Origin of the sequence: Pseudoalteromonas phenolica (genome assembly GCF_044788725.1) — a bacterium.
In the GTDB taxonomy this organism is placed as follows: domain Bacteria; phylum Pseudomonadota; class Gammaproteobacteria; order Enterobacterales; family Alteromonadaceae; genus Pseudoalteromonas; species Pseudoalteromonas phenolica_C.
In genome coordinates, this window is the sequence record NZ_CP173161.1 from 3,149,527 (window position 1) to 3,176,017 (window position 26,491).

Annotated in this window: 22 protein-coding genes; 10 read left to right on the plus strand and 12 right to left on the minus strand. The window is 41.0% G+C overall.

The window, feature by feature from the left end; all coding sequences use genetic code 11:
• Position 1: 1 nt before the first annotated feature.
• The 3 genes from ACH784_RS14305 to ACH784_RS14315 all read right to left on the minus strand — a co-directional run bounded on the left by ACH784_RS14305 (position 2) and on the right by ACH784_RS14315 (position 5,677).
• Positions 2 to 3,058, minus strand: coding sequence for an efflux RND transporter permease subunit (locus ACH784_RS14305; RefSeq protein WP_404391287.1), 3,057 nt, complete (start codon positions 3,056 to 3,058; stop codon positions 2 to 4).
• A complete protein-coding gene (locus ACH784_RS14310; protein ID WP_404391289.1) occupies positions 3,055 to 4,239 on the minus strand; it encodes an efflux RND transporter periplasmic adaptor subunit in 1,185 nt (394 codons plus the stop codon). Before ACH784_RS14310 ends, ACH784_RS14305 begins: the two co-directional genes overlap by 4 nt.
• Before the next feature lie 430 nt (positions 4,240 to 4,669).
• The gene (locus tag ACH784_RS14315) at positions 4,670 to 5,677 is read right to left on the minus strand and encodes a Kelch repeat-containing protein (protein WP_404391291.1); all 1,008 of its coding nucleotides are present in this window, start codon (positions 5,675 to 5,677) and stop codon (positions 4,670 to 4,672) included.
• 738 nt (positions 5,678 to 6,415) lie between these two features.
• Here ACH784_RS14315 and ACH784_RS14320 point away from each other — a divergent pair.
• Positions 6,416 to 8,107 (plus strand): immunoglobulin-like domain-containing protein, encoded by a 1,692-nt coding sequence (locus tag ACH784_RS14320; RefSeq protein ID WP_404391293.1) that lies wholly within the window; start codon positions 6,416 to 6,418, stop codon positions 8,105 to 8,107.
• Positions 8,108 to 8,576: 469 nt separating this feature from the next.
• Here the strand turns inward: ACH784_RS14320 and ACH784_RS14325 are convergent, their stop codons facing one another.
• Together ACH784_RS14325 and ACH784_RS14330 are read right to left on the minus strand one after the other, a co-directional pair.
• The gene (locus ACH784_RS14325; protein WP_404391295.1) at positions 8,577 to 9,299 is read right to left on the minus strand and encodes a hypothetical protein; all 723 of its coding nucleotides are present in this window, start codon (positions 9,297 to 9,299) and stop codon (positions 8,577 to 8,579) included.
• A 139-nt stretch (positions 9,300 to 9,438) separates the two neighbouring features.
• Positions 9,439 to 10,845, minus strand: coding sequence for an L-cystine transporter (locus ACH784_RS14330; RefSeq protein WP_404391297.1), 1,407 nt, complete (start codon positions 10,843 to 10,845; stop codon positions 9,439 to 9,441).
• A 353-nt stretch (positions 10,846 to 11,198) separates the two neighbouring features.
• On the opposite strand from ACH784_RS14330, the gene ACH784_RS14335 reads away from it, so the two are divergent.
• The 5 genes from ACH784_RS14335 (at position 11,199) to ACH784_RS14355 (ending at position 15,453) form a co-directional block, all read left to right on the plus strand.
• Positions 11,199 to 12,509, plus strand: coding sequence for a pyridoxal phosphate-dependent aminotransferase (locus ACH784_RS14335; RefSeq protein ID WP_404391299.1), 1,311 nt, complete (start codon positions 11,199 to 11,201; stop codon positions 12,507 to 12,509).
• A gap of 89 nt (positions 12,510 to 12,598) precedes the next feature.
• The gene (locus tag ACH784_RS14340; protein WP_058028923.1) at positions 12,599 to 12,907 is read left to right on the plus strand and encodes a hypothetical protein; all 309 of its coding nucleotides are present in this window, start codon (positions 12,599 to 12,601) and stop codon (positions 12,905 to 12,907) included.
• Positions 12,908 to 12,993: 86 nt separating this feature from the next.
• Positions 12,994 to 13,782, plus strand: coding sequence for a hypothetical protein (locus ACH784_RS14345; RefSeq protein ID WP_404391302.1), 789 nt, complete (start codon positions 12,994 to 12,996; stop codon positions 13,780 to 13,782).
• A gap of 222 nt (positions 13,783 to 14,004) precedes the next feature.
• Positions 14,005 to 14,304, plus strand: a complete 300-nt coding sequence (locus ACH784_RS14350) for a DUF6172 family protein (RefSeq protein ID WP_404391304.1) — start codon at positions 14,005 to 14,007, stop codon at positions 14,302 to 14,304.
• Positions 14,305 to 14,586: 282 nt separating this feature from the next.
• On the plus strand, positions 14,587 to 15,453 hold the full coding sequence (locus ACH784_RS14355; protein ID WP_404391306.1) for a GyrI-like domain-containing protein: 867 nt from the start codon (positions 14,587 to 14,589) through the stop codon (positions 15,451 to 15,453).
• Between the two features lie 181 nt (positions 15,454 to 15,634).
• On the opposite strand, the gene ACH784_RS14360 is transcribed toward ACH784_RS14355, so the two are convergent.
• Both ACH784_RS14360 and ACH784_RS14365 read right to left on the minus strand, forming a co-directional pair.
• On the minus strand, positions 15,635 to 16,639 hold the full coding sequence (locus ACH784_RS14360; protein WP_404391308.1) for a tetratricopeptide repeat protein: 1,005 nt from the start codon (positions 16,637 to 16,639) through the stop codon (positions 15,635 to 15,637).
• A gap of 9 nt (positions 16,640 to 16,648) precedes the next feature.
• The gene (locus tag ACH784_RS14365) at positions 16,649 to 17,389 is read right to left on the minus strand and encodes a hypothetical protein (RefSeq protein ID WP_404391310.1); all 741 of its coding nucleotides are present in this window, start codon (positions 17,387 to 17,389) and stop codon (positions 16,649 to 16,651) included.
• Positions 17,390 to 17,555: 166 nt separating this feature from the next.
• Between ACH784_RS14365 and ACH784_RS14370 the strand changes: the two genes are divergently transcribed.
• Complete coding sequence (locus tag ACH784_RS14370) at positions 17,556 to 18,695, plus strand: sensor histidine kinase (RefSeq protein ID WP_404391312.1); 1,140 nt, start codon at positions 17,556 to 17,558, stop codon at positions 18,693 to 18,695.
• A complete protein-coding gene (locus ACH784_RS14375) occupies positions 18,685 to 19,335 on the plus strand; it encodes a response regulator (RefSeq protein WP_404391314.1) in 651 nt (216 codons plus the stop codon). Before ACH784_RS14370 ends, ACH784_RS14375 begins: the two co-directional genes overlap by 11 nt.
• 442 nt (positions 19,336 to 19,777) lie before the next feature.
• Here the strand turns inward: ACH784_RS14375 and ACH784_RS14380 are convergent, their stop codons facing one another.
• The 3 genes from ACH784_RS14380 to ACH784_RS14390 all read right to left on the minus strand — a co-directional run bounded on the left by ACH784_RS14380 (position 19,778) and on the right by ACH784_RS14390 (position 21,748).
• Positions 19,778 to 20,548: a DUF4097 family beta strand repeat-containing protein gene (locus tag ACH784_RS14380; protein WP_404391316.1), complete on the minus strand. Its 771-nt coding sequence runs from the start codon at positions 20,546 to 20,548 to the stop codon at positions 19,778 to 19,780.
• A gap of 276 nt (positions 20,549 to 20,824) precedes the next feature.
• The gene (gene ppiC / locus ACH784_RS14385; RefSeq protein ID WP_404391318.1) at positions 20,825 to 21,103 is read right to left on the minus strand and encodes a peptidylprolyl isomerase PpiC; all 279 of its coding nucleotides are present in this window, start codon (positions 21,101 to 21,103) and stop codon (positions 20,825 to 20,827) included.
• Positions 21,104 to 21,193: 90 nt separating this feature from the next.
• On the minus strand, positions 21,194 to 21,748 hold the full coding sequence (locus tag ACH784_RS14390; protein ID WP_404391320.1) for a hypothetical protein: 555 nt from the start codon (positions 21,746 to 21,748) through the stop codon (positions 21,194 to 21,196).
• A 659-nt stretch (positions 21,749 to 22,407) separates the two neighbouring features.
• Here ACH784_RS14390 and ACH784_RS14395 point away from each other — a divergent pair.
• The gene (locus ACH784_RS14395) at positions 22,408 to 22,722 is read left to right on the plus strand and encodes a hypothetical protein (protein ID WP_404391322.1); all 315 of its coding nucleotides are present in this window, start codon (positions 22,408 to 22,410) and stop codon (positions 22,720 to 22,722) included.
• A 282-nt stretch (positions 22,723 to 23,004) separates the two neighbouring features.
• Here the strand turns inward: ACH784_RS14395 and ACH784_RS14400 are convergent, their stop codons facing one another.
• A complete protein-coding gene (locus ACH784_RS14400) occupies positions 23,005 to 23,997 on the minus strand; it encodes a fatty acid desaturase (protein WP_404391324.1) in 993 nt (330 codons plus the stop codon).
• Positions 23,998 to 24,280: 283 nt separating this feature from the next.
• On the opposite strand from ACH784_RS14400, the gene ACH784_RS14405 reads away from it, so the two are divergent.
• A complete protein-coding gene (locus tag ACH784_RS14405; protein WP_404391326.1) occupies positions 24,281 to 25,183 on the plus strand; it encodes a DUF808 domain-containing protein in 903 nt (300 codons plus the stop codon).
• Positions 25,184 to 25,321: 138 nt separating this feature from the next.
• On the opposite strand, the gene ACH784_RS14410 is transcribed toward ACH784_RS14405, so the two are convergent.
• Entirely contained in the window at positions 25,322 to 25,756 is a 435-nt protein-coding gene (locus ACH784_RS14410; RefSeq protein WP_404391328.1) for an acyl-CoA thioesterase, read from the minus strand.
• Positions 25,757 to 26,491: the final 735 nt, after the last annotated feature.

A 26,491-nucleotide genomic window follows, 5' to 3' on the forward strand; every position in this document is an offset into this window, starting at 1 on the left:
ATTAGGCAGTCCGATACAAATTAAACTTAAAGTTAAACTTCATTGATACTAAAAGCGGTATCAACACCAGGGTTATCATCGACGATAACAACACGCCAAAACTCAACGACACCGCCATCGGTACGATAAATAGCGACTGCGGATTACTCTCAATTAACAGCGGCACCAGACCTAAAAAAGTGGTAAACGAGTTAATGAAAATGGGTCTAAAGCGTGAGGCACACGCACGAATGATTTCTGCTCGGGTTGGATTTGGGGTTTGATAAATTTGGTGCATCAACACCAAAGAGTCATTGACGACCACCCCGGACAATGCCATACACCCCATAAAAGACAGTAGTGAGACATTGATATCCAACACAATATGGCCAACTAACGCGCCGAAGAACGACAACGGAATGACCAATAAAATGATTAACGGCTTGAAGTAAGATCTAAGCGGAATAGCTAATGCACCATAAATCAGCACAGTGACGACAAAAAATAAGCCATACATTTGCAGCATGGTTTTCTGTGCTTCTAGGGCATTGCCAGAAAGTTTGACCGCAACCTGTGGATATTGAGTTTTAATTTGCGTATCAAAAAATGTCATCACCGCTTGCTGAACTTGTTCTGGGCTGACTAAGGTATCGTTTACATATGCACTAACATGAATGGCATTGACACCATTAACACGCTGAATTTGAGAAACGGCACTCTCATAGTGATAAGTGGCAACTTGCTGCAAAGGCACAAAGTGACCTGCGGGCGTTTTGATCAACACGTCATCAATATCAGATGCTTCAATGCGTAATGCTTTGGGATAACGCAGCATGACTTTGGTATCTTCAGATCCCTTGATCAAACGATGTACTTCAATGCCATATACACTTTGCCTAACTTGCAAAGCGATGTCTGACACAGTTAACCCCAAAAATTCCCCTTGTGGCAGGATGGCAAGTTTGAGTTGCTCAGTGCCTCCATGACTTGAGTCAAACGCCTCCATTACCCCTTTGGTATTAATTAAATACTGTTTAATATCTGCTGCTGCATTGAGCAATTGACTAGGAGATTGAGAAGTGATCGACAACGCAAAATTTGGCCCCGCTGAGCTACTGGCTTGATCGATTGAAATACTTTTCACTCCAGCTGGCATACCAATTTTTTCTCGCCATAGAACGATAATGTCATCTGTTGAAACGGGACGATCTTCAGCCTTGATCAACTCCACAAAAATCCCGGAGTCAGAATCACCTTGGCGCCAATATAAATGGTGTTTCACAACCTCAACACCGTGAGCGTCAAACAACGACTGTTCAACTTCATCTAATGCAGCAATGGCATCTTGTACAATTAAATGCGCATCACGATTCGGTAGCCCTTCATTGCCTTTGATCACCACATTTATGTAGTCACTTGGGAGTTCAGGCCACAGCACAGTTTTAATATGACCTGACTTGTAATAGGCATACAGACTGAAAAATACCGCGCAGAATAACAGCAGTACCATACCTCGATTATCTAAACAGTTACTTAAAAAGCGCGGATAATGATGGGTTGCCAACTGCTGTAGCTGACGACTCAATTTACTGTCTTGTTTACGCTGTAATCGCATACCGACAAGGTGGCTTGGTAAAATTAATTTACTTTCAACTAAAGACACTAATAAACACAAAATAGCCACAATGCCTATGGTATTCCACAGTGATGATGACTCACTTTGCAACATCACCAAGGGCACAAATGCGAGTATGGTTGTGAGCACCCCAAAGATGGCAGGAGTAGAGACTTTCTTCACCCCTTTGTAAATTGTCTCAGCATTGGCGTTACCGGCATGTTCACATTCTTGATAAGCACCTTCACCGATGATCACCGCATCATCGACCACTATTCCAAGCACCAAAATAAAGGCGAACAAGCTAAACATATTGATAGAAATGCTCCCCAAGGCGTCAAGTGGCATCAGCGCAACTACCCCAGAGATAGTCGTGAACACACCCAGTACCACCCAGAAGGCGAGCTGTAGATTTAAGAACAAACCAATGAAAATAAAGATGAGTACCGAACCAACCAGTATATTCTCAACCAATAACATCAAACGACCTGCGAGGTAGTAGGAGTTATCTGACCAAACTTCAAGTTTGATACCATCGGGCAAGGTCGCACGCTTTTGCTCTAAGTAAGCATATACGCGCTCAGAAACCGCTAAATCATTTTGATTACCAATCGAATCAATCGCGATGGCTTCCCCGCCGTGACCGTTAAAACCAAAAAAGCTGCCTTTTTCTTCAAAGGTGTCGGTAACTGTCGCTATGTCTTTGAGTTTAATTGAGCGACCAGCACGCTGAACTATGACTAAGTTTTCAAACTCATGTACATGCCGCGCCTTATTGTTCGAATACACCTTGATATCGCCTGACTGGCTGCGCAACACACCACCGCCAATATTCTGGGAAATAAGGCGAATTTTGCTCGCTATCTCATCTAGCGAAAGTTGGTACTGCAAGATTTTTTCGGGTGACACTTCAATGGCAATTTCGTACTTTTCGATCCACGGAATATGGGCTTTTGAGACTCCTTCGAGTTGTGCGATGTCATCTCGAATATCTTTGGTGATCTCTTTGATAGTTTGCGGATCGGCTTCACCGTAGAGCTGCACAAACATCAGTCTACGCCAATTTTTTACCTCTTGAACCACCAAACTTTCCATACCAACCGGAAAGGTCGAAATAGCATTTACCTCTGAGCGGATCTCACGCAGTACGCGCGCCATATCATCACCGTCAGCTAAGTGAAATAGCACACTGCCCGCAGAAAACTGGCTGGTGCTTTCAAACTTTTCAATGCCTTCTATGAACTTGGTCCGCTCCTCGATCTTCACTACAATCGACTCTTCAACCTCTTGTGGCACTGCTCCTGGATAAACTGCAGAGACTAATATTTTGTCTTGTTGTTTTTCAGGCTCATATTGTTTTGCAATGTTAAAAACAGAGACCACACCCGAGATAATCAACAATGCCATTAGAAAATTTGCTGCGATTGGGTTCGCAATAAACCAAGCGATGATCCCGCGGTTCATAGCGCCTGTCTCCTACTCGACTTCGCATTTGCACTTTGTACTTCGGCTAAATTTGTTAAATTAACTTCAGTACCAGGTACAGGGTTCGCCACTCTGACAGAAGACACCCATTGCTCAGAAGCCAAACCGTCACTTATAAACACGGTCTCAGCATCTTTGTGTAGCACAGTTACATCAGTAATTTGTAATCGGTTCTTAGCAACTGTAACCACCGATTGATTTCGCTTTAATAACTTTGCGGGTAGCTTCACCACTTCATAAGGCTCATTAGCCCGCACAGTCGCATTCACAAATTGACCGAACGGCACACCACTGACAACGCTGTCATTTTGTTGAAATAAATAAGGGGTTGGAATATCAATAACTAAATACGTTTGCTGTGTATCTTCACTGACTGCAGAAAGTGTCTTTTTAACGCTGGCTGGAAGCGTACTAACTACACTGCCGTTTTGCCATTGTAGCCGAGCTTGAAGTGGCTCAACTAAAGTACCATGACCTATTTTTAACAGCGCTAGCTCTTTTTGCGTGACTGGTAGTCTGACTTGTGCATTTTCAAGCGAAGCAAGCTCAAACAAAACCTCTCCGGCCTCAACAAACTCACTCTGATCCACTGCGCGTTTCATGATCAACCCATCAAAAGGCGCGATCACTTTAGTAGCTTTTAGCTCATACTTTGCATGAGTTAACGTCTTTTCAGCCGCATGCAATTGCGCCTGAGCTAGTTCAAAGTGAGGTAACTTTAATCCCAGAGGCGTTGCTTTTTCATGACTATGTTTGTGCTCTTCAATGGCTGCTTCATGAGTCGCTTTCGCTTCTAAAAATGCCAACCGCTTAGCGGCTAAATTCGCCTTAGCTGCGGCTAATTTTGCTTGGTAGACAAGTGGATTAATTTCTAGCAACACCTCACCTGCACGAACAAAATCACCTTCTCGTAAAGACACTTGCTGCACACTCCCTGCTACCTCAACAGCTAAATGAGAAATGACAGTAGGTTGCACCAAACTTTGCGATTCGATCTCAAAATAGTGAAATTCTTTTTGCACAGGTTGCACAGCCAAATTTAAAACTGGCATTGCTTTTTTTACAGCTTCAGTTTGTGTCGGTGACAACCAAAAATATCCGCCCACGGCAAATATTAAGGCACTCACTGACAACATGAGCCATGTCGACTTTCCTTTCATAGACGCCTCACTCCAAAATAAGGCGCTATATTATTTTCCCGTTTTCAATTTTGCAACAAATCAAAATACTTTAAAAAAACGCTCTCACTCTTTCCCAAAAAACAAAATTAAAAATATAAGCAACAAAAACAAGAATATAAAAGGTTTTATTAAATTAAATTAAAATTTACTTTTATCTAAAACATATAAATAAATAGCAAATTAGGTAAATATGTAACTACTATGTAATGAAAAATTTCTGAGTGGATTTACTCAAAAGACGGCTAAGATTTAACTTTGCATGTTTTTTCAACAAATAAAATACAACTTAATGACAAACACAACTGATAACAGGTATTTTTGAAATGCCTGTGTAATGCCCGTGAAATGCACTTTAGCGTAGCACCAGTAGTACGCTAAAGTGCAAAAGGCTGAATCGTTATTTTAGGAGCTAAAATACGTTTTTCTGAGGGGTGAAGCGCTGAGTGGTCTTTAGAGTTTGCTTTAATCCCACTTGCTTTGCGCCGCCGATAAGCAAGATATGGTCATTTACCGTAACGGCTCCTAGACCATGTCTCGCGACTTCTTGGCCTGCTATGCGTTGCCATTGACTGGTTTTAAAATCAAACGCAAGAACATCTTTATTTACACCTTGCCTATTTTCACCACCAAATACATAAAGCTTGTCATGTAATATGGCAGCAGCATGTCCAGCTCGAGCTTCTGGCATTTCGGCGAGTGCAAGCCATTTGTCTTCATGAGGCAGATACTCGAGTAGTTCATTAAATAGCTTACCATTTATCTGTCGCCCACCAATAACAAACCAACGTTCGCCTAGTTGAGCCGTTGCGGCACTATTTCTAGCAACAGGTAATGAAGCTTTGCGAGTAAATTCAAAAGTCAGCGGATCAAACACCAAATGTACATCAGTATCAGTGCTATGCTGCCATTGACCATTGAGTTTGCCTTTGGGACTTCGTCCACCCACCAAATGTATCTTATTGCCAATCACTGCCCCCACTGTTTCACTTATCGGCATAGGGAGTGCTGCGACTCGACGCCAATGCGTGCGCTTTTCATCAAGCATCAGCACATCATTGGAATTATGCCACTGCCCATGGTGAGTTTGCACAAAACCACCAAAAGCAAAAATCTTCTCGCCCACAGCTTGTAAATAAGTATGATGTCGCCCTTCTGGTAATTTAGGCGCTTCCATCCAGCTTTTATTCTTTTGAGACCAGTAATGTACTTTTGCAGTCATATTACCCTGTTGATCGGGTAACTCTGATGAAATGCCCCCGGCTATCCAGACTTCACTGCCAATAACTGTTGGATAAATCTCTTGAATAGCTTCTGGTAACAAAAGTGTGTCTGGTAGTTCAGCGGGCTCAGCAGATGTCACTGAGCAGTAGAATAGCAAGGAGGAAGCAAGTGAATTAATCATAAAAAGTCGACGCATATAAATCCTTTATAAACAATGAAAACTAAATTGATATAAGCACATTCAGCCTACATGAACGGCGTAAAGTTTTGCAAAATATATAGGGGAGCTTTTCTGACTAAGTTAGCTTTACCTATAAAGTATATGGCGCTAAGCCGCTAATTTCAGTCCTGTGAATTAAGCGTTTTATAAAAAACATGAAATAAAATGAAGAAAATACATGTTTAAAAATGGTAGGAAATTTCCAGTTCAAGAACAAAAGCGACGACAATTACTAAAAAAAACAGAACAGTGAAACACGCTATCAATAAAGGAAAAATAATGCGAAAAAATCAAAAAAACACTCACCACCAAACTTATTAATGCAACTTGCTGAACAAAAATTAAGAATAGTAAATTATCGAATTAAAACCTACTGAAAAATATAGTTAAAAATAAAATACCAAAACAGATTATTGAAAATAAACAAACAATAACAATATTCGCCTTATTCAAAATTTAAATCCCATCATCATAAATTAATTTCAAGGATAATTTCTGGTACACACATTTTATTTAAAACCTTGCCTAATGAAGCTTTAAAACAAGTACCCAAATAAGAAATTTTTCACTTTTATAAAACCCACATTGAAGGTAATTTTTACAACAGTCAATTTACATTAATTTAACCTTGATTTTGACTAAGTCGTTTCATTCACTCTATCGCCTAACATATTTAGTTCGGCATAAATAAGAACATCAAAAGGAATTAATAACATGTTGAAAACATCAAATAGCCTAGTTGCAGCAGTTGCAATAGGCCTTTCATCACTCGCTTCAGGCAGTGCGTTAGCGAACAGTGGTGATCTTATGGTTAACCAACCCAATGGGGTCGTTGTCGGTTATTGGCATAACTGGTGTGATGGCGCAGGATACAAAGGCGGTAATGCACCTTGTGTGACGCTAGAGCAAGTAAACAGCCAGTATAACGTCGTGAACGTCTCGTTTATGAAGGTCTATGACCTTGCAGAAGGGCGTATTCCGACTTTTAAACTTGACCCAAAAATTGGGCTGTCTGATCAAGACTTCATTGCTCAAATTGCGAAACTGAATAGCCAAGGCCGTAGTGTGTTACTTGCCCTAGGTGGCGCTGACGCATTAATTGGCCTAAAAACAGGTGACGAACAAGCATTCGCCGATGAGATCATCCGCTTGACTGATAAGTTTGGCTTTGATGGTTTAGACATCGACCTTGAGCAAACAGCAGTGACTGCAGACGATAACCAAACCGTGATCCCTGCTGCACTGCGCCTGGTAAAAGATCATTATGCTGCACAAGGCAAAAACTTTTTGGTGACCATGGCGCCAGAGTTCCCCTACTTAACACAGGCGGGTAAGTACATTCCTTACATCACCGCATTGAATGGTTATTACGATTGGATCAACCCACAGTTTTATAACCAAGGTGGAGACGGCGTGTATGTTGATGGTGTGGGTTGGATTGCGCAAACCAACGAATCGCTCAAGCAAGAGTTTATTTACTATATGTCTGACTCACTTGCCAACGGCACCCGTGGCTTCTATCAAATCCCACACGACAAACTAGTATTTGGTATTCCAACCAATAACGACGCTGCGGCATCGGGTTATATTCAAAACCCGAATAACCTGTACAACGCATTTAATCAGCTAAAACAGCAAGGCCAGCCACTTAAAGGGGTGATGACCTGGTCGGTTAACTGGGATATGGGTACCAACGCGGCTGGTACAGCCTACAACCAAAGCTTTATTAAAAGCTACGGCCCGTTTATTCATGGTCAAATAATTGATCCACCTAAAAATGCGCCAGTATTCAGCGGGGTGAGCAATACGCGTGTTCGCCAAGGTGAGGTGTTCGATGTACTCGCAGGTGTCAGTGCTACCGACAAAGAAGATGGCAACTTAACCAATAACATTATCGTTTTAGGCAATGTCGATACTTCAACAACAGGCCAATACGTATTGGTATATAGTGTAAGTGACTCTGCAGGCAACGAAACCAAGGCTACTAGAACCATTGACGTGTATAGCAACAAGCCTGTGTTTAGTGGTGTTAGCGATGTGCAGCTGGCGGTCGGTTCAAGCTTTGATGCACTTTCAGGTGTCACGGCAATTGATGAAGAAGACGGTGATTTAACAGCGAATATCACGGTTACAGGCAGCGTTGATACAAATACAGCAGGCCAATATCAACTGACTTATAGTGTGTCTGATAGTGCGCAGCAAACAACGACAGTCGTTCGCACAATTACCGTGTCTGATGCCTCATGCGCACAGCTATGGGATCGTAATACAGTGTATTTAGCCAATCAACTTGTCAGCCACAAAGGCGACATTTATAAAGCGGGTTGGTGGACGAAAGGCGAAGAGCCAGGCACAACAGGTCAATGGGGTGTTTGGCAGTTAGCGAATAACGCTTGCCAGCTATAACTAAATAACCAAAGTTAAGGATAATTGGCCGCCATTCATAGTGCTAAGTTTTACTATGGATGGCTTGTATTAAACAGCTAATTTAGGTACAAACAATTAGCCTTTTTTAAAACGCAAAATCAATGACTTCAAATATCTACATAAAACTTCTAATAAGCCTAACCAGTTTCAACTTAGTTTACTGGCTCACTACGATTTTTACTGAACACCCATACTCACTCTCTACTGCAGTTTCAGTGTCTTGTGGCATTGTGTTCGCTTCAATTCTTTTCAGCTTTTTTAAAAGTAATACCAATTCTCTAAACTAAGTGATCAATTTTGAGGCGAGGAAAACTTGTCGATAGCAAGGCAAAAATTTTGCTATTTAGTTGTTCTAAATAAGAAATTTTTAACGAAGCAAGCGGCAGTTTTAGTCCCTCAGAATGATTAAGTATTATTGAGGATTGGTATAACTACAGCAAATAAGCCGCTACTTTAAGTTAAAGAACAGCATAGCGACAGCACTCGCTACCGCTGATAAAGAGAGTAAGCGCAACACCAGGATCATCGCGCCTCCTGCCCCACCAGATAAACAGTATCGGTAAACCAAGGGGTATTCATGAAAGACGAGTAAATAAAGCAAGTTAAACAAGCCTACTCGCATACCATCTATATCAATCAATTCACCATTTTTTAAATGTATTTCACAGGCATGCACTCTCGCCGAGTTTTTAACTGTGCCTCCTCCTATCTGGTGCTTGTACTTTTTATCCATCGTATAGTTAAAGACAATCTCGGCAATATCACTTTTCTTGATAGTTAGAGTTTTAGCTTTTTTATTTTTCTGCGCAAGTTTGGCCACTTCAAGCTTTTCTTTACTAACAGTCATCACCCATTGAGAACCAAAACCGTACTTTCGGTAAATTGCGATACGCTTTGCAATAAATACAAATAAAGCACTACCAAGAACAATCATAAACGCCAACAGAGGCGCTACATTCGCTTGTAAGTAATAACTAAATATCCAGATGGCAAACATTAGAAAAGCAAAGAAGGTTTCTGCGCTACTAGATAGCAATGCCAATGCAGGAAGCGAATCTAACTTAGTGACAGAGCTTCCTCGCAATGAAGATTTTCCATCAAAAGCCGCATATCGAAACCACGTTTTGTCGTCCAAGTCGATATCTAGTGCATGTCTTGCCATTGAAGTCATATTAAAGTCCGTTTAAAGAGTGAGTACTTAATACTTATACCTGAAGGGGAAACTGTAGTAAATGTGCGCTAGATATTCAATTTGGGAGCACTTAAGACTCCCAACCTAAAAAGAGGAGGGTTAAAACCACTTTGAGCAATTAAGCTTTTGCAAGCTGCTCGTTAGATTGTGTTGCTGAAACGTCATGCGATTCGACTTCTGCATTGGCTGCATCGCCCAAAATATGATGGGTGATGGTACCCGCAGTCATAGAACCTGATACATTCAACGCAGTACGCGCCATATCAATCAACGGCTCTATAGAAATAAGTAAAGCTGCTATCGTCACAGGTAACCCCATGGCAGGCAATACAATCAAGGCTGCGAAAGTTGCGCCCCCACCAACGCCAGCAATACCGAACGAGCTAATGGTGATCATCGCAACCAATGACACAATAAAAGAGAAGCTCATTGGGTCAACGCCGACAGTCGGAGCAACCATCACCGCTAACATCGCAGGGTAAATACCCGCACAACCATTTTGACCAATCGTCGCGCCAAATGACGCAGATAAGTTGGCTATAGCAGGTGGCACATTTAACTTGTTGATTTGTGTTTCAACATTAAGCGGTATCGTTGCAGCACTGCTTCGCGAGGTGAAAGCAAAGGTCAACACAGGCCAAATCTTTTGAAAGTACTGCTTAGGATTTACACCAAACAAGCCCACCAGCAGGCCATGCACCACAAACATTAATAAAATAGCGACATAAGACGCAACGATAAAACCAAGTAAATTCAGAATGTCAGTTAGGCTAGACGTCGCGACCACTTTCGCCATCAAAGCCGCCACTCCATAAGGAGTCAGTGAAATCACCATTTTTACCAGTCGCATGACCACGGCTTGTAATGTTTCTACAAAAGTACGAATAGGTGCTTCTAACTCTTCACGCTCTTGCATCACTTTGCGTGCGGCAACGCCCGTTAAAATACCAAAGATCACCACAGCGATAATCGACGTTGAACGGTCCCATGCGAGATCTTGGAAAATATTCGTTGGAATAAAGCTCACCAGCATTTCAGGAATAGATAAGTCACTGACTTTTTCCATTCGCGTTTCTAAGTCAGCAAGTCGAGTGGTTTCGCGTGCACCTTCAGTCAGCCCCTCTGCGGTGAGACCAAAAAGCTGCGTAATGGTGATACCAATCAGTGCAGCAATCATAGTAGTAAGCAAAAGAATTGAAATGGAGATACCACTGATTTTGCCAAGTGCCCCTGACTTATCTAGCTTCACCACCGCGGCTATCATCGACACCAACACCAGTGGCATGATGATCATTTTAAGTAAACCAACATAGCCACTGCCGACCACATTGGTCCAAGCTAAGGTTTCTTGAATCGCAGCGTGTCCTTCACCTAAGAAAAACTGTAGTGCCAACCCAAACACACTACCAAGAGATAAACCAATTAATACCAACCGAGAGAGCGGCGCCTCTTTTTGTTGTATTTTAAATAGCCCCCAGAGAATTGCTGCAAAGACAGCCAAACTCACCATAGCAATGAAAGACATAGTGTTAACCTATTAATACTGTTACTAACTTACAGACCAGAAAACCGACTGAATTAATTCATCGGTTAAAACGAAAACTTCTTATACGAAGGAAAACTCAAATTAGAAGATAATTTTTAAAGCTTTTACTCAGCGCGGCACAGTAATAAATTATTGCACTAAGAGAAAGATTGAATCGGAATGAGATATATTTTCGAGTTATGTTTAGCAAACCAGACTCGTTTCAACGCTATTAGAAAACCCAAGTTTATTGCGAAAATAAAAATTAAACACAGTTAAAAGTTAACAACAATATCACATAGTGGTAGCATGCCGCGGTCAAATTTACGTCCCTATTTTAAGAGTTACCAAGCATGAAAAACTTCATCGATCGCGTGCACCTGCCTAACGGTCAAATCGAAAAGCTCAACAAACTAGAAAAGCTTTATTTAATCGCTAAAGATTTAAATAAGAAAGAACCTGTACAGTTTGCTATTTTCGGTAAGCCCTCAGCTCCGGTTTATCAACCAATCATAGATGCACAAAAGACCTATTGGCAGCAACTTGATAACTCTTCACCTATTGTATATGGCGAATTACAAGGTGAAGATGAATACAGAGCAAGAATGGCAAAAGCGCTTTCTCGTCAATACCAAACACTGGTTGAGAAAGACGATGTGGTTTTTACATCAGGAGGACGAATTGCTATTCAAGCTGCGTCTTACCTTATCCGCTCACTATGTGCGAATAAATACGTTGTTACCACCAACCTCTTCTACCCTGATCACACAGGTATTTCTTATTCAAGTGATGATCAACATAACTTGCTGTTGATTGACGTTGAAAAAGAGATGTCATCAGTCACCAGTGACAATTTGAGAGCAACCCTTGATGGCATAGATAAAGACAATATAGGTGCTTTCGTATTCTGTGACCCCAATAACCCAATGGGCAATATTGTCGGAAAAGAAGAATGGCTAAAAATCATTCCTATTTTGGAACAATATGAAAATAGCATTATTTTACTCGATGAAGCATACGCTGAAATGGTATTCGATGAGCTTCACCAATCTCTGTTTTCACTCGCAACTGAGCAGTTACGTGAGCGCATTATATTATTGCGCTCTGGCACCAAAGGCTTCTCTGCATCTGGTGAAAGAATGGCAATTTTAGTCTCTCGCAATCAAAGCTTCATCAATAAGATTGTTGAATATCATGCATCAAACCTAGTGCATTCACCAAAAAGTGCTCAGCACGCTTACACTTGCGCGATGGAACAATTCAATGGTGATGAGCAACTTCGACTCGCTTCTTTTTATAAACCAATGGTAAGAAGTGTTGAAGCATTATTGAAAGAAACTGACTTTGCAGTAAAACATGATGCCTACCAAAGCCGTACTGCCACATTTTATGTCATTGCCGACTTCAGCGACTTATTTGGCAAGGCATTACCTGAAGATTTGCTCGCAATTTACGACTCTAAGAGCAAACGTGTTATCGAGAATAATATCGACTTAGCCATGTATATATTGTTCAAGTACAAGCTTGCATTAATGCCGATGCATTATTTTGGTGCTAAGTTAAATTCTGGTTTATTACGCATTACTTGTTCGTTCGAACATGAAGCAGAGTTAGAAAACATGCAAAAAGTACTACGCCAAATTCGTCAGGATTTAATCGGCTAACTAGCAAATTGATTTAAAGTGGATGCAGACCATAGCAGGGATTCGCTATACTTCACTTTTCTTACTCGCAACGTGTCAATTTCAGATTTATGAAAAAGCTTTCAAAAGTACAACAAAAGCAACAAGCCTTGGTTTTACAAATCGCAGATATGATCGAAGCGCAAGGTCGTGAAGAAATTCCAGGTATGCTGCAATGCTGGTTCGATGTGGAATATCATTTATTTCCAGGCTCGCTTTTATTGTGTTTTCAGTTTGAAGATGAGCAATCGCTTGAAGCGGCAAAACCTGATTTATTAAAATGGCAGAAACGCTTAAGCGCAGCCATGCTAAAGAAAGGCGTGATCTTAAAAGATATGCGCAAGCATTTAACTTTTACGCTGTTAGGCCCAGAAGACTAGTTGCAAGCCTTGCATTATTGCCATCAAAACACGTTTTACAGTAAGCTGCTAAAATTCGTCTCTAACCCAAAACCAAAGGTATCCCATTGAGTAAAAGAATTGAGCCTGAGTTGCCAAGTATTATGCCCGACTTAGACCAGGTTAAAGACTTTAGGCAGTCTCAAATACCACCAAGCAATAAAACCTCTACGGTAGAGAAAAGCGCCCCCTCCAGTCAGGCACCAGCAAACAATAGTCCTGTTGCACTAATCTTAGGTGTTGTTTCGCTCATTGGCTTAGCTGTAGGTGGTTATACTTTGCATCAACAAAACTTAGAGACTCAAACTAAGTTAGTTGCCGCTGAGCAGCGAATTGCTGACCTTGAACGTGCGCTCTCTGCAACGGGAGAAGAAATGGGTGAATCGGCAGGCGCAATGCGGGCTAAATTAACAGCCTTAGCAGAGCGTACTGATGAACTTTGGACGCAGATGGATAAACTTTGGGCTTCAGCTTGGCGTCGTAACCAATCAGAGATCAAAGCCCTTCAGCAACAAACCAATAAGTTAGCGGATACCCAATCTCAGCAAACACAGCAACAATCTAAAGTGGCTGCAAATGTAAAAGCGCTCTCAGATAACCAAGCTGAAACAAGCTTAAAGCTCACGTTATTACAAGACCAACTGCAAGCCGCTGAAAGAATTAAAAAACAGGTGTCAGAGTTGAGTGCGGACCTAGATAAACTTAAATCTCAATCTCAGGGCCGTGATAAAAAGCAACTTGAGATTGGTAGTAGCATTGCGCAACTTGAAATGACTCAAACCGCGCTTGTGGAACAGCTAGAAAATTTACAAACAAAGCTGACCGCAGCCCCTACACAACAGCAAAAGCTAAACTAAAAAAGATGCAGAACTCGCTTCAGCATCTTTGAGCTTTAAGACACAATAAAATCTAAATTTTATTGTGTCTCTTTCACTTCTCTAACTCGCCAGTTACACAAATATCGCGTAAACTTAGTCATCATATTTTTGTATTGAGCAAGCTTGGCTAACAGGCAAAGCCAATACGCACCTCACTCATCAAGCCAAGTGCTGATTGAGTCTTTTTTGCTTGAAGGCATTATGAAAAAAACATTTGAACTAACTCACCCAAAAATCAAACAAGCACGCCGTGTTGACGCCGTTAAGCACGAGCTGAAAAAGTACGTTAAACGCGAGCGCAATAAAAAGCTTCCTGCGGGCGTTGATTACTGGGACTTTGATTGTAAATTCGGCAACACTGAAGCTGAAGCCGAAACAGTGCATTTATCACAAATCAATAAGCTGATTGATAAAACACAAGAAGAGAACTTAACGTCATTTTATGTTGAGATCTTAGCAAAGCCTGGTTTTAGAGAATCAGCAGATTACGACGACGAGTAAATAGCTAGACTAGTTTCTTAGCTGACAACGCGCCTACTGAACTGATTTATCATGGCTGTGATATAAATATCAGTTCAGTTTATTTTTCCTTTGCATTTTTATTCTTACTCCTTCCCTCTGCAAATTAAGTAAACACCACTTAAACGCATCTCAAGTATAAAACTCCGTGAATTTGTGTTACCCATAATAAACACAGAAAGTTAGCAAACATTATCAAACGGCTTTGCATTACCTTATCAAGGTCGCTGAACAATCACCTTATCTTAGATTTTGAGTGAAACCATGACCCATAAACTTGTTACCAAAAATCAGTATGAGCAACGCCTTCTGGGTGTTATCGACTACATCTATGAGCATGTGGATGGAGAGTTAGATGTGAACGCACTTGCTGATGTGGCCTGTATGTCTAGCTATCATTTTCACCGTATCTATCGTGAATTTGCAGGAGAGACCATTAATATCACGGTGAGAAGAATGCGGTTATTAAAGGCAGCGGCATATTTAGTTCGCAGTGAACTTACTCAACAGCAAATAGCAAAGCATGTGGGCTATGGCAGTGTTGAAGCTTTTAACCGAGCTTTCACAAAGCACTATAAAGAAACCCCAAACCAATACCGTGCAGCGAGAGCCGTTAAGCAAGTTACTGTGCTTTATCCCAAATCTAATAAGGAATACACCACTATGTACCAAGTCGAACAGCAAAACACACCACAGCTTTCTTTAATCGCACTCGAACACAAAGGCGACTATATGCAAATTGGCCAAGCTTTTGAAAAGCTATCACTCATGGCCGGTAAACTTGATTTAATCAATGATAAAACTCGCTACTTTGGTGTTTACTATGATGACCCTAAAACGGTTGAAACTGAGAAATTAACATCAAAAGCTTGTATCACGGTTGATCTGAATACCCTGCCAGAGCAGCATGAATTTGAAGTAATGAATATTCCTGCCTCTAACTCAGTGTCGTTATTATTTAAGGGAGATTATCCTGAACTTGAAAAGCCTTATGAATGGCTATTTGGCGAATATTTACCTAACAGTGATTTTCAATTAAAAGACTTTCCGCCTTTTGAAGAATATTTAAATGATCTTCGCGAAGTTACCCCGCAAAATTTACTTACTCGAATTTATTGTTTAGTCGATTAATCGTGTCTGGTTCAAAACAAAGAAAAAGATGCTGAAGTTACTTCCGCATCTTTTTCTCATTTAATGCCAACAGCTGAGCATTAAACACAACTTTAAGCCAACAATTATTCATCACCTACATGCACTCTAATTTAAGCCACTCCACTTTATACACTTAACTTCATTATGAGTTGACGCCAATTTATTTTAAAAACTGTTTGAGCGCCTTTACCAACTGCTGCTCTTGTTGTGCGTGTTTTATTTCATCAAAAAGTCTTTTTGCCTGTGCTTTATCACCGCTTAACCAATACAACTGCCCTAATCTAAATTGAGCCCAACTTTTTTCAGGCATCCCTTCTTCAATTGGCATAGTTAAATAAGCCTGCATGGCTTTAATTGCCTCAGGTAAGTGTTGCTCTGCCAATACCGCTGTTTTACTAAATTGGTATGCAGCCAATTGTGTGTAATGTGAAGTCGCTGATAAATGCCCTGAAGGAAGAAAGCTATAAGCTAACCTAAATGCCAGAAATGCCTTTTCATAATTTTGAGTCTGTTGAAAAGCCAACCCCGCTTGATATAAAGCTTCTGGACTATCTTTAAATTCAAATAGCTGCTCTGCTGAATCAAGTATAAATGCTTTATCGTCTTCATGCTGTGCAAGCTCTAACTGCAGCAGCGCAGCATCAAGTTCTGAAAATGCACGAACAGCGTCAATTTGTTGTTTCGCTTTTTTAATAGAGCCGCCCGATATTCCAGGCGCCCTAAGGTAGTATCTAAATAAGCCTTTTCGAGCAAGCATAAATTCAGGGGCTAATTTTACTGCTTGCTCAAAGTGTGATTTTGCTGTGCTGGCATAGCCTGGCGCTTTAAACCAACTACTATTAGAGGCCAATTTTGCATTGGTCACCCCTAACCAATAATGATATTGCGCAGGTTTAACAGCATCTTCATCTTTTAGTTTAGTCGCTTCTAGAAGCGCAAGTGCACTATCAAATTGCTGTTGTTTTAGAGCGATACGCGCTAAATAAAACTGACTCGCCATTTGCCATTGAGGCTCAGATTGGAGCGCTGTAAATTGCCCTGATGCGCTTTCTAACTGATTAGCTTCAAAGTTTTTTACAGCGATTTCAAAGCTAGTGGTACTAGCAGAAACTGGCTTTATTAATTGCAGAGCAATGAATATAACAGCGTATTTTTGACTCTTCATCACACACTCTTATTGCACTTTAAATTGCTGAATAGAACGTTTTTTGTAACGAGAAATCATCACGCCGCCAATCACACCCGGTAACACCCAAGGTAAAACCTGCCATTGCCCCGGCAATAACTCACTAAGAAGGTGTCTGCCACCTACTGCGAAAAAAGCGGTATAAACAGCAATTCCAGAGCCAACAAAAGCACTTAAATGCTCAATGATCCACTGACGCTCTTTGATCTGAGCTTTAAAGATATAATGATAAATACTCACGCCAGTGACGCTACATAGCACACCGAAAATCATATAAAGCGTATGACTTTGCATTAAGCCGAAATACAAGACCACAACCCCAGTCAGCGTTAAGCTTGCAACTGAAAACAAATGAAAAGGCGTTTTTAATAAAGCGCGATTTTGCTTTGCAACTAGCACCAACAAACCGTGCTTAATGCTCACAAATACCAATAAAGATAAAGCCAGTAAGAAAGTGGCAAATAATCTAGCCTGCAATAGCGCCCCGCTGAGTTGCTCAGCATCTAAAACGGCCAGTTTTGATTTAATGGTCAGTGGCGCTATAAGCACCATAATACACATAATAATGCCACTGATAGACACCACATACATGGCATACGCGTATAAATTCCCCAGTTTCTTATGACTTGGTGAACCTTTTTTCGCAGCCATTGGGATCCAAAATAACACCAGCGCAGCAGCCCCAACTAAGATATGTATATAAAGTAAAATTTGATGAATAAAAGCCATGGTATTTCTCCTGTTGTTGACTGGGAGAATCTTAGCTATTTAGTCCTTTGCTGCGCGCGTGTAAAAAGTCACGATTTTATTTCGTGACTTTTGGCCTATTGCTATCAACCGATTATTGCCATACCTTAAGTTGATATTTGTACCCAATTAAAAAATAAGAATAACAGTGAAATTTATTAACCATATTGATGCTGCAGATACCGCAGCAGTCGGCACATGGGCGATGGTTGCCGGCGTCACTTTTTATCTATTGCCTTATGAAGCAGACTGGGTTTCGCACTATTTATGGGGCTATATTGCTTTATTTATTAGTTATTTAGTCTGTTATTTAGCCGCGACTCGCAAATCATCGACTTATACCATACCTCTGGCTGCGCGTTATTTGTTTTTATTTGGTCAAATTGCTTCCGCTTTTGCTTTAATGATTTTATTGCCCGCGGATTACTTGCCTATTCTCTCTATTATTTGGGCTGCTGTGCTGCCCGCTTTCTTTCGTTTTAAAACATCGCTGGCTATCATTATCGCGGTCGTCATTACATGGTTTTCAGCAGACGCATATATCAACCAAGAAAACACGCTGTTTACGGGGTTATTATTTGGCACATTTCATCTTTTTGCTCTTTTAGCCCACCACCAAACTATTCAGGCCACACGTGCTAAAGACGCACTCGAAAATAAAAATGCCGAACTACTTGCCACACAACACTTATTAGCAGAGGCAAATAAGCAATCCGAGCGCACCCGAATTGCCCGCGATTTACATGACTTACTTGGCCATCACTTAACCGCGCTAACTATCAACTTACAAGTGGCGAGCCACCTTACTGAAGGCGAAGCAAAAGACAAAGTGCTGCAATGCCATCAACTTTCAAAATTGTTATTAAGCGATGTAAGAGAAGCTGTTTCAACACTACGAGATAACCAACAGCTAGATTTATTGACCGCATTAAAAACCTTACATGCACCGGGCTTAGACATTGCGCTTAACATCCAAGACCCAATAAGCGTCGAAGACTTACAAATAGCAGAAACCATTTTACGATGCTGCCAAGAAGCCATAACTAATACGTTAAGACATAGCAACGCAAGCACAATTTTTATTACCTTAACTGTCGATGACAATAGCTATCACTTAGCCATACAAGATAATGGCTCCGCACCGTCAAATATAAACATGGGTAACGGTCTCAAAGGTATGAAAGAGCGCGTTGAACGATTAAACGGGCAGCTTTCTCTTTCCACCAGCGCAAAAGTACTGGCTTATGATATCGTGCTGCCAAAGAATGGAGTTGCACATGGACAATAAAATAAACGTTTGCCTCGTTGATGACCAAATGCTGATCAGAGAAGGCATCAAATCTTTACTCAATTTATCAAACAAAGTTGCCGTGATCGCCGAATGCAGTGACGGGAGTGAGTTAGCTGACTGTATTAGCCACTCCTCACCCGATGTCATTTTGCTCGACTTATCGATGCCAATAATGAATGGCATAGACACGTTAAAATGGATGAAAGCCGAAGCTATCAACATTCCTGTCATCGTATTGACTACTTTTGATGATCACGAATGGGTACTACAAAGTATACAAGAAGGCGCTAAAGGTTTTTTACTTAAAGATGTATCACTCGATACTTTGGTTGAAGCCATTGAGTCAGTAAATAACGGTCAATCCCATATTCAACCCGCCATTACCGAGCGACTTTTAAGCTCTATGAGCAATCAAAACACCTCAACTACAGCACACAGTAAAACAGAGGCCCTCACCGAAAAAGAGCAAGAAATATTACGCCTCATGGCCAGTGGCTGCTCTAATAAAGAAATCGCCCTCGCCCTTTATAAATCCGAAGGTACAATTAAAAACCATGTATCAAATATTCTCTCTAAACTCGGAGTTCGTGACCGCACCCGCGCCGTCCTACTCGCCATAGAAAAAGGGTTAATATAAGGTGCAAAATACACGTTGCGAAGCAAGGTTATTTTGCGCAAGGTGAAATGAGCCAGTTTATCCGCCGCAGAGTTGCACTTCTGCGAAGCAAGGGCGACGAGTGACCGAAACGAAGTTTCGCAGCGCGAGGAGGTGAGGGTATGGATACCCGATGGGCGTAGCTACATGGATGTACAGCAACACCGCTCTTAAACTTTTCATTTACATTACGCGCAGCGCAAGGCCTAAGTGCAAAATACACGTTGCGGAGCAAGGTTACTTTTGCGCAAGGTGAAGTGAGCAATTCTAAAAATTGCTGACACTACACCTAACTACATAGATATAAACAACGCTGTTAGTAAAGCTATCTTAACCTGAGACGAACTCATTTCTTCAAAGCCGACAATATAAAAAGCAAGAGCCATTATGGCGCTTGCTAATTCACTTTATTTGCACTCACTAACTACAGGCTTTTGATTCTAATTGAGCCATTGTTACTCGACAGGCTCACACTTGCTTTTCCTGACCCAATCTCACCCGATAACGTTTTGCGATTAGAGCGGCTTTTATCCACATCTAAACCAAAGCTATTACTAATAGAGCCATTGTTCGATTTAGCTCTGATCTTTGCATCGATTGATTCTGGTAAGTTGAGCGTGATAGAACCATTTTGAGATTCAACATCTATGCTTGTCAGATCTGTTAAAACATCAATATAAGACAACTGTACCGAACCATTATTGCTATCAACATAAGTATTGCCAGCCAACCCTATAGCGACCATTTTGCCGTTGTTTAAAGTTGCATTAACTTCCCCTGTCACTCCCTTGATTGAAAGCGAACCATTGTTTAAATCCACTTTATCAAGTTCAATGTATTTAGGTACGTTAATAAAATAATCCACTTTAGCGTGGTTGTAGTTATTCCAACCCCATTGCTTTTTAAAGTGTGTATCTATATCTATGGTGTCGCCACTTTGTGAAAAGTCGAGTTCGATGCGCTCTCGCCCTTCTTTGTTATCGGCAAAAATTGTTGCAACGATAACCACTTCGTCTTTATCCCAAGCTTCAATTTCAACCTTGCCATTGGTATTTTCAATTTGTAATTGCGTGTTTTCATTAACCGAAAACGCTTTTACTACTTTTTCTTTGTATTGCATATCATCATGCGCAACAGCACTCACTGTTGTTAAAGCACACATTGCAAATGTGAAAGCATGTTTTAGTAAAGTCATCGTATTTCCTTTCTTATAATTACCTGTCTTACCCAATAAGACGCAACGAATTTTAGAAAGGTTTAAATATCGTGAAATGAGCAATTTCAAAACTGCTGAAACTGCATTTAGCTACAGGGATGTAATTGCTAAAAACAATCAAAAGCGACTTAAGACTTGGATGAAAAGTTAAAAATAGAAATAAACTTACCTGACGAGTTTTAGCGGATTTGGTCCATTGAGGCCCATTCAAAAAATATGAGTGATAAAGCAGATGCTTTATCACTCATGAAAACTCTAAGTACGATAAAGTACTTTAATCACATGCCAACCGAACTTGGTTTTAACCAGTTGTGGTGTCAGTACTTCACAAGAAAAACAGACTTTATCAAATTGTGGCACCATAGCACCGCGTCGAAATTCACCTAAATCTCCGCCCTTTTTACCCGACGGACAATTAGAATATTTTTTTGCTAAAGTTTGAAACTTAGCACCTTTTTTTAATTGCTTAAGAATGTCTTCGGCTTGCTCTTTATGCTTTACCAAAATATGCAATGCATGTGCTGTACTGGCCATATTAGCTTTACTCACTATTTGAGTGTTTACGTATTGAATAGAGAGAATTATAACTAAAAATCATTGCGACGCTAAGGTGCAAGTTATTACTTACTTGGTAAACAACCCGAACGGAATAACGATACCAACTTGAGAGATTGTGCCTCGATCTAACGTTAAAAATACATCCATATTCACACCAATACCGATGTACCTCCCAAATGTAGCTGATGCATGAAAAGGCACACCAAAGGTTCCACCTTCTTTTAAATCACATCTTTGGGAAGTGCCAAATAAACTATTTTCATAATCAGAACAGTTTTCAGACCATGACCCATTGCCATAACCTAAACCAAGACCGGCTTCTGCATAACCCCAATTAAAAGGAAAAGATACAAACTTAGATAAGCCATATACTTTATATTCAGTCTCAAGCTTTTCTAAAGTCTCTCTATTATAATTCGCAGGCCCTAAAAATTTGCTTTCATCATATTTTGAATGAATAAGCGCCCACCCCATTTCACCATCTCTTGCTTTTAGTTTTAACGTTTCACCGTGTGCAAACCCAGCGCTTAACTCTAACCAGTACCGATCATATTCAGCATAAGAAGTCGTTGAAAATAAAAATAGGCTAATCACAAAAAGAAGTTTTTTCATGCGTTCCATCGTCTTTACGTTTGTATTTGTAGAAAAAGCAAAAAATATGGCCACACTTAAATTGCGACCCTATGTGTGCTCGTTTAAAACAGCTTACTTAAGTTCTTATAAAACAAATAAGTAGCGATTTTTTTCGCGCGGAGAAATATAACAATTTAACTTTTTTAGGTCCAACATTTGTTTAGAACTTGATATTCACTCTCATACGGTAAAAATTTTTATGCTCTTTTCTTCGTATATTAATGCCACCAATTGATCGAACCCTTGTATGCCTCGTATCAAGCAATAAACTCTAGAGCCAAAATATGCGCTTACGCCATAAACTTTGTTCACAATGCCTGCAAAGCAAACCTGTAATGTACCGATGCCGTTTCGATATGAGTATTAAATGGCAATTTCTGTGCGGCCCCTGTTTAGTAAAAATCAAAAATTTGCATGCTGAAACCTATCAATACGGAGGCACTTGGAAAGCAAGAAAGAAGTAACAATAAAGAGATTCTTTACTTTTCAAAAAATTGACACTTTGAGCATAAGCGGCCTATGACATCTCGAATTAACTCACTTCAGCTATTAAAAAGCGTTTAAATACCTCATACATATCCATTTATTAATTTGGTTTGAAAAATGCATATGGAAGATACTCAAACTTACTTAGGCATGTAATCAGAATGAATAAAAACGAAAATACAGTGTATGTACTAAGCGGCTATGCAAAATGTGCCACACCAGCCAACGATAAGTACAAAGTGGGAAATAAACACTCTATTGGCTTATTAACAACCGATAAAAATTACCAAGACAACATCGAGCAACTTGAAAAGTTTATTCATGGTTTAGGCTGGGATTCTATTTCGTTTTGCATGGTTGAAGAGGTTGCAGACATCAACACCTTGTCGAATGACGTTCTAGTCTCTAGCTTTATTCGCGCCAAACAAAATGGCAAATCTTTAGTGGTCAATGATCACCCAATCACTGTGCATTAGAGTGCAAAATACACGTTGCGGAGCAAGGTTATTTTGCGCAAGGTGAAGTAAGAAAGTTTAGCAGCCGCTGAAATGCACTCCATCGAAGCAAGGTTATTTTGCGCGGGGTAAACCCGCGCCTACACCCCCAACCTCAGCTCCTGTAGGCGCCGACTTTATGTCGCGCTTTAATTCTGCGAGGGTAAACCCACGCCAACAAGCCAAACCTCAACTCCCTGTAGGCACCGACTTTACGTCGCGCTTTACTTCTGCCCAGTGTCATCCCGCGCTTACAAACAAACCCTACCCTTTCTCCACATACCTATTCGCGTACTTCAAGCTCTGCAAATCATTAAAGCGCACACCGTATTGAGCCATTATTGGCTGTATTTTCTTGCTGATTAACTGACGAATATAAAAAGGTTGATTGGGCACGAAATGATGAATGGTATGCGTTCGGCCAAAATCAAAACAGAACAGCTGGAAAGGTAAAAACCAACGACTGGTGATCACATGTGTTTGCTCTAGCAAATTGGTCACACCACCATAATAGTGCATTGAAGAAGTCACAAAATTCAGTGACGTTGAACGGATCATATTAGGCACTATTAGCACCACCATTAAAAACTCAGCCACTGCAAGTAGGTCGGCGCCCCAAACTGGTAGTTCAAATGGCTGAATAAATTGCACTGCATGATATGCAATCACGCTATATAAAATTGCAAAGTAAGCCGAGGTGATCGGGAAACCAGCATTAAACACCTTAAGAAACTTAAAGCCTTTGATCTCTTTGCTAAAACGTTTTGCATTAATCAACAAACCGAGCAAGCCATCGACAATCACCACCGCTCTTAAAAATGGCGATTTAATGCCATTACCGACTAAACGCTCTTCTAAATCTTGCTCAGTACCAGACACTTTGTGATGGTGTAGGTGTATTTGCCTGCGATACCAAGGGTTTACCGTATTCGGTCGCATCAGCCATACCGTCAACATCATAAAGTTATGAATAACTGGTTGATTACTAAAGTACTGTTTATGAATAAGGTCATGCTCTAATTCATGAGAAATAGACGTAATGAGCGCTGCTAAAATAATGCATAACCACGCAGGAATAAGCGCAAAATAATACAGCGTCGCAACGCCAATAAGTAAAAAGAGCGACAACAACAAGATAACCATTGCGATGAGGTTTTGCTGGTTAAGAATAGGAAAACGGGCTCGAAGAGATTGCTCCTCGGTCTTAATCGCAGACACGATAGTTTTAATGTTCTGCTTCGCGGTTAATTCTGACATTGAAAATATAACTGACTTCTTGATGCTCAAAGCATACCGAAAACCGATTAGCTACTCGAAAAAATGCGGTAAAAAATCACAAAATTAAATCAACATTTAGGTTGTTTTCACACTGTCATCACTGCAATATCATCATTAACCATGCAAAAAACAATCAGCACTTGGTGTATTTTGAGAGCTAGCCTGTTTGTAATACAAAGCTACTAATAATAAAAGAGCGAGATGCTGCGCAACACGCTTGCCATGTAAACGCACTCAATAAAACCAAACGAAAGGAAAGTTTATGCCATCAGCAAACCTACTCGCATTGCTCGATGATGTCGCTGCGCTAACTAAATTAGCCGCTACCAAAACCGCGCCGGTACTCGGAGACGACCTTGCCGTTAACGCCGAACAATTATCTGGCGGCATAAAGCCAGACAGAGAGCTCGCGGTTGTCTGGAAAGTTTTTAAAGGTTCGATGCTAAACAAGTTTATTTTAGTGCCCGTCGCTTTGGCTTTTAGTTATTTCGCGCCATTTATGATCCCCATCATGTTGATTTTAGGGGCGCTGTATTTACTATTTGAGGGTGGAGAAAAAATTCTTCACGGCCTGTTTCACCGCCAGCAACAACAGCAAGAAACCGCTGAATTTGTTAAAGCACTAGAAGATGAAAATGTCGACTTGGTTGAATTTGAAAAAGATAAAATCAAGGGTGCCATTGTGACCGACTTTGTTTTGTCGGCAGAAATTATCATCATTGCTCTTGGCGCGATTGCAGATCAGCCCTTTGAAAAGCAAGCTATCGTCCTGTCATTAATTGGACTCGCCCTCACCATAGGTGTTTATGGCATTGTCGCCTTAATTGTAAAATTAGATGACATCGGCCTAGCTATGCTCAAAGATGCCAACAAAACCACATTCGCAGCAATTAAACGCGGGGTTGGTAAAGGCTTGCTACATTTTGCCAATGGACTCATGAAGTTTTTATCTGTCGCGGGTGTGCTAGCCATGTTGTTAGTCGGCGTTGATATTCTCGCCCACCAATTTCATTTATTAGAAAGCATTGTCCATACCGTTGAACAACTTTTACCTGCTATAAGCTGGCTACTTAACATCATCGCCAAACTTGGCTTAGGTGCAGTGCTTGGCGTCGCAATCGCAGCCGTGTTGAGCCAATTGCAAAGCTTATTCAAAAAAGCTTAACGATCATCACTCGCCCTTTAGCGAGTGCTGCTAGCACAAAAACTAAAGGCAAAGGTATTGCTTATGCGTTCAGAGTAACAACACAAGCAATACCTATTTTTTTCTTTCAAATTGCAGCTTACGTAACCAAACCTAAAATTACTGACACTCCATTTCGTATTGCTTAAGTATGGCTAGCATATTCTCAGGAATTGGCGACTTTTGGCCGGTTTTCATATTAAACATCACCACATTCGCATAACCCGTTGTACAGATTGCCTGCTGCGACTCGCTAAACGCTTCATAACGCATAGTAAAGCGATCTTCTTTAATGTCAGTAATATACGAGCCAATGTGCAAGGTATCGGGAAAAGTCACAGGGCGTTTATATTGCGCATAAGTGTCGCGTAACACTGGGCTATGGGTCGGCTCCGATAAAACAGATAACAACCCAGTTTGTTGTAAAAAGTCGATCCGCGCGGTTTCGAAATAGCGGAAATACGACACATTGTTCACATGCCCCAACGCATCCATTTCACCCCAGACCACGTTTACCTTAGTGGTGATTGCAAACTTCTCAAAAAATTCCTGCATGATGTTGCCTTTGTTATGGTTATTTGTTTTCAGAGTAAAAACTCATCGTACCAGTGTAAAGTGCAAAATACACGTTGAAGGTGCAAAGGGTTTATGACTGCGAGCGAAGCGAGCACATTCTCTTTGCGCAAGGGCGATACGCGTCTTGAGGCTTGCGAGTGCGCGCAGCAAGACTAGCGTTGAGCGTGAGGCCTTGGACGGCCGAACCGGGCCCAAGCTACATGGATGTAATATACTCACCGAACTTAATTAAGGTAGAAACGAAGTTTCGCAGCGCGAGGAGGTGAGGGTATGGATACCCGATGGGCGTAGCTACATGGATGTATCGCAACACAGCTATAAAACTTTTCATTCACAATGCACAAATACAAAACCTGTCATCCTGACGAAGGTCAGGATCCATCAAGCAAACATAGACCCTGAAATAAATTCAGGGTGACGACAAAAAGCCTGAATTCAATCGCCATTTCTCAGCACTCTTTACCCTTGCGCGGGGTAAACCCGCGCCTACAAACCTAACCTCAGCTCCCTATAGACGCCGACTTTATGTCGCGCTTTCTTGCCTATGCACAACTTGTCATCCTGACGAAGGTCAGGATCCATCAAGCAAACATAGACCCTGAAATAAATTCAGGGTGACGACAAAAAGCCTGAAATCAATCGCTGTTTCTCAGTATTCTTTACCCTTACGCGGGGTAAACCGCGCCTACAAACCCAACCTCTGCCCCCTGTAGG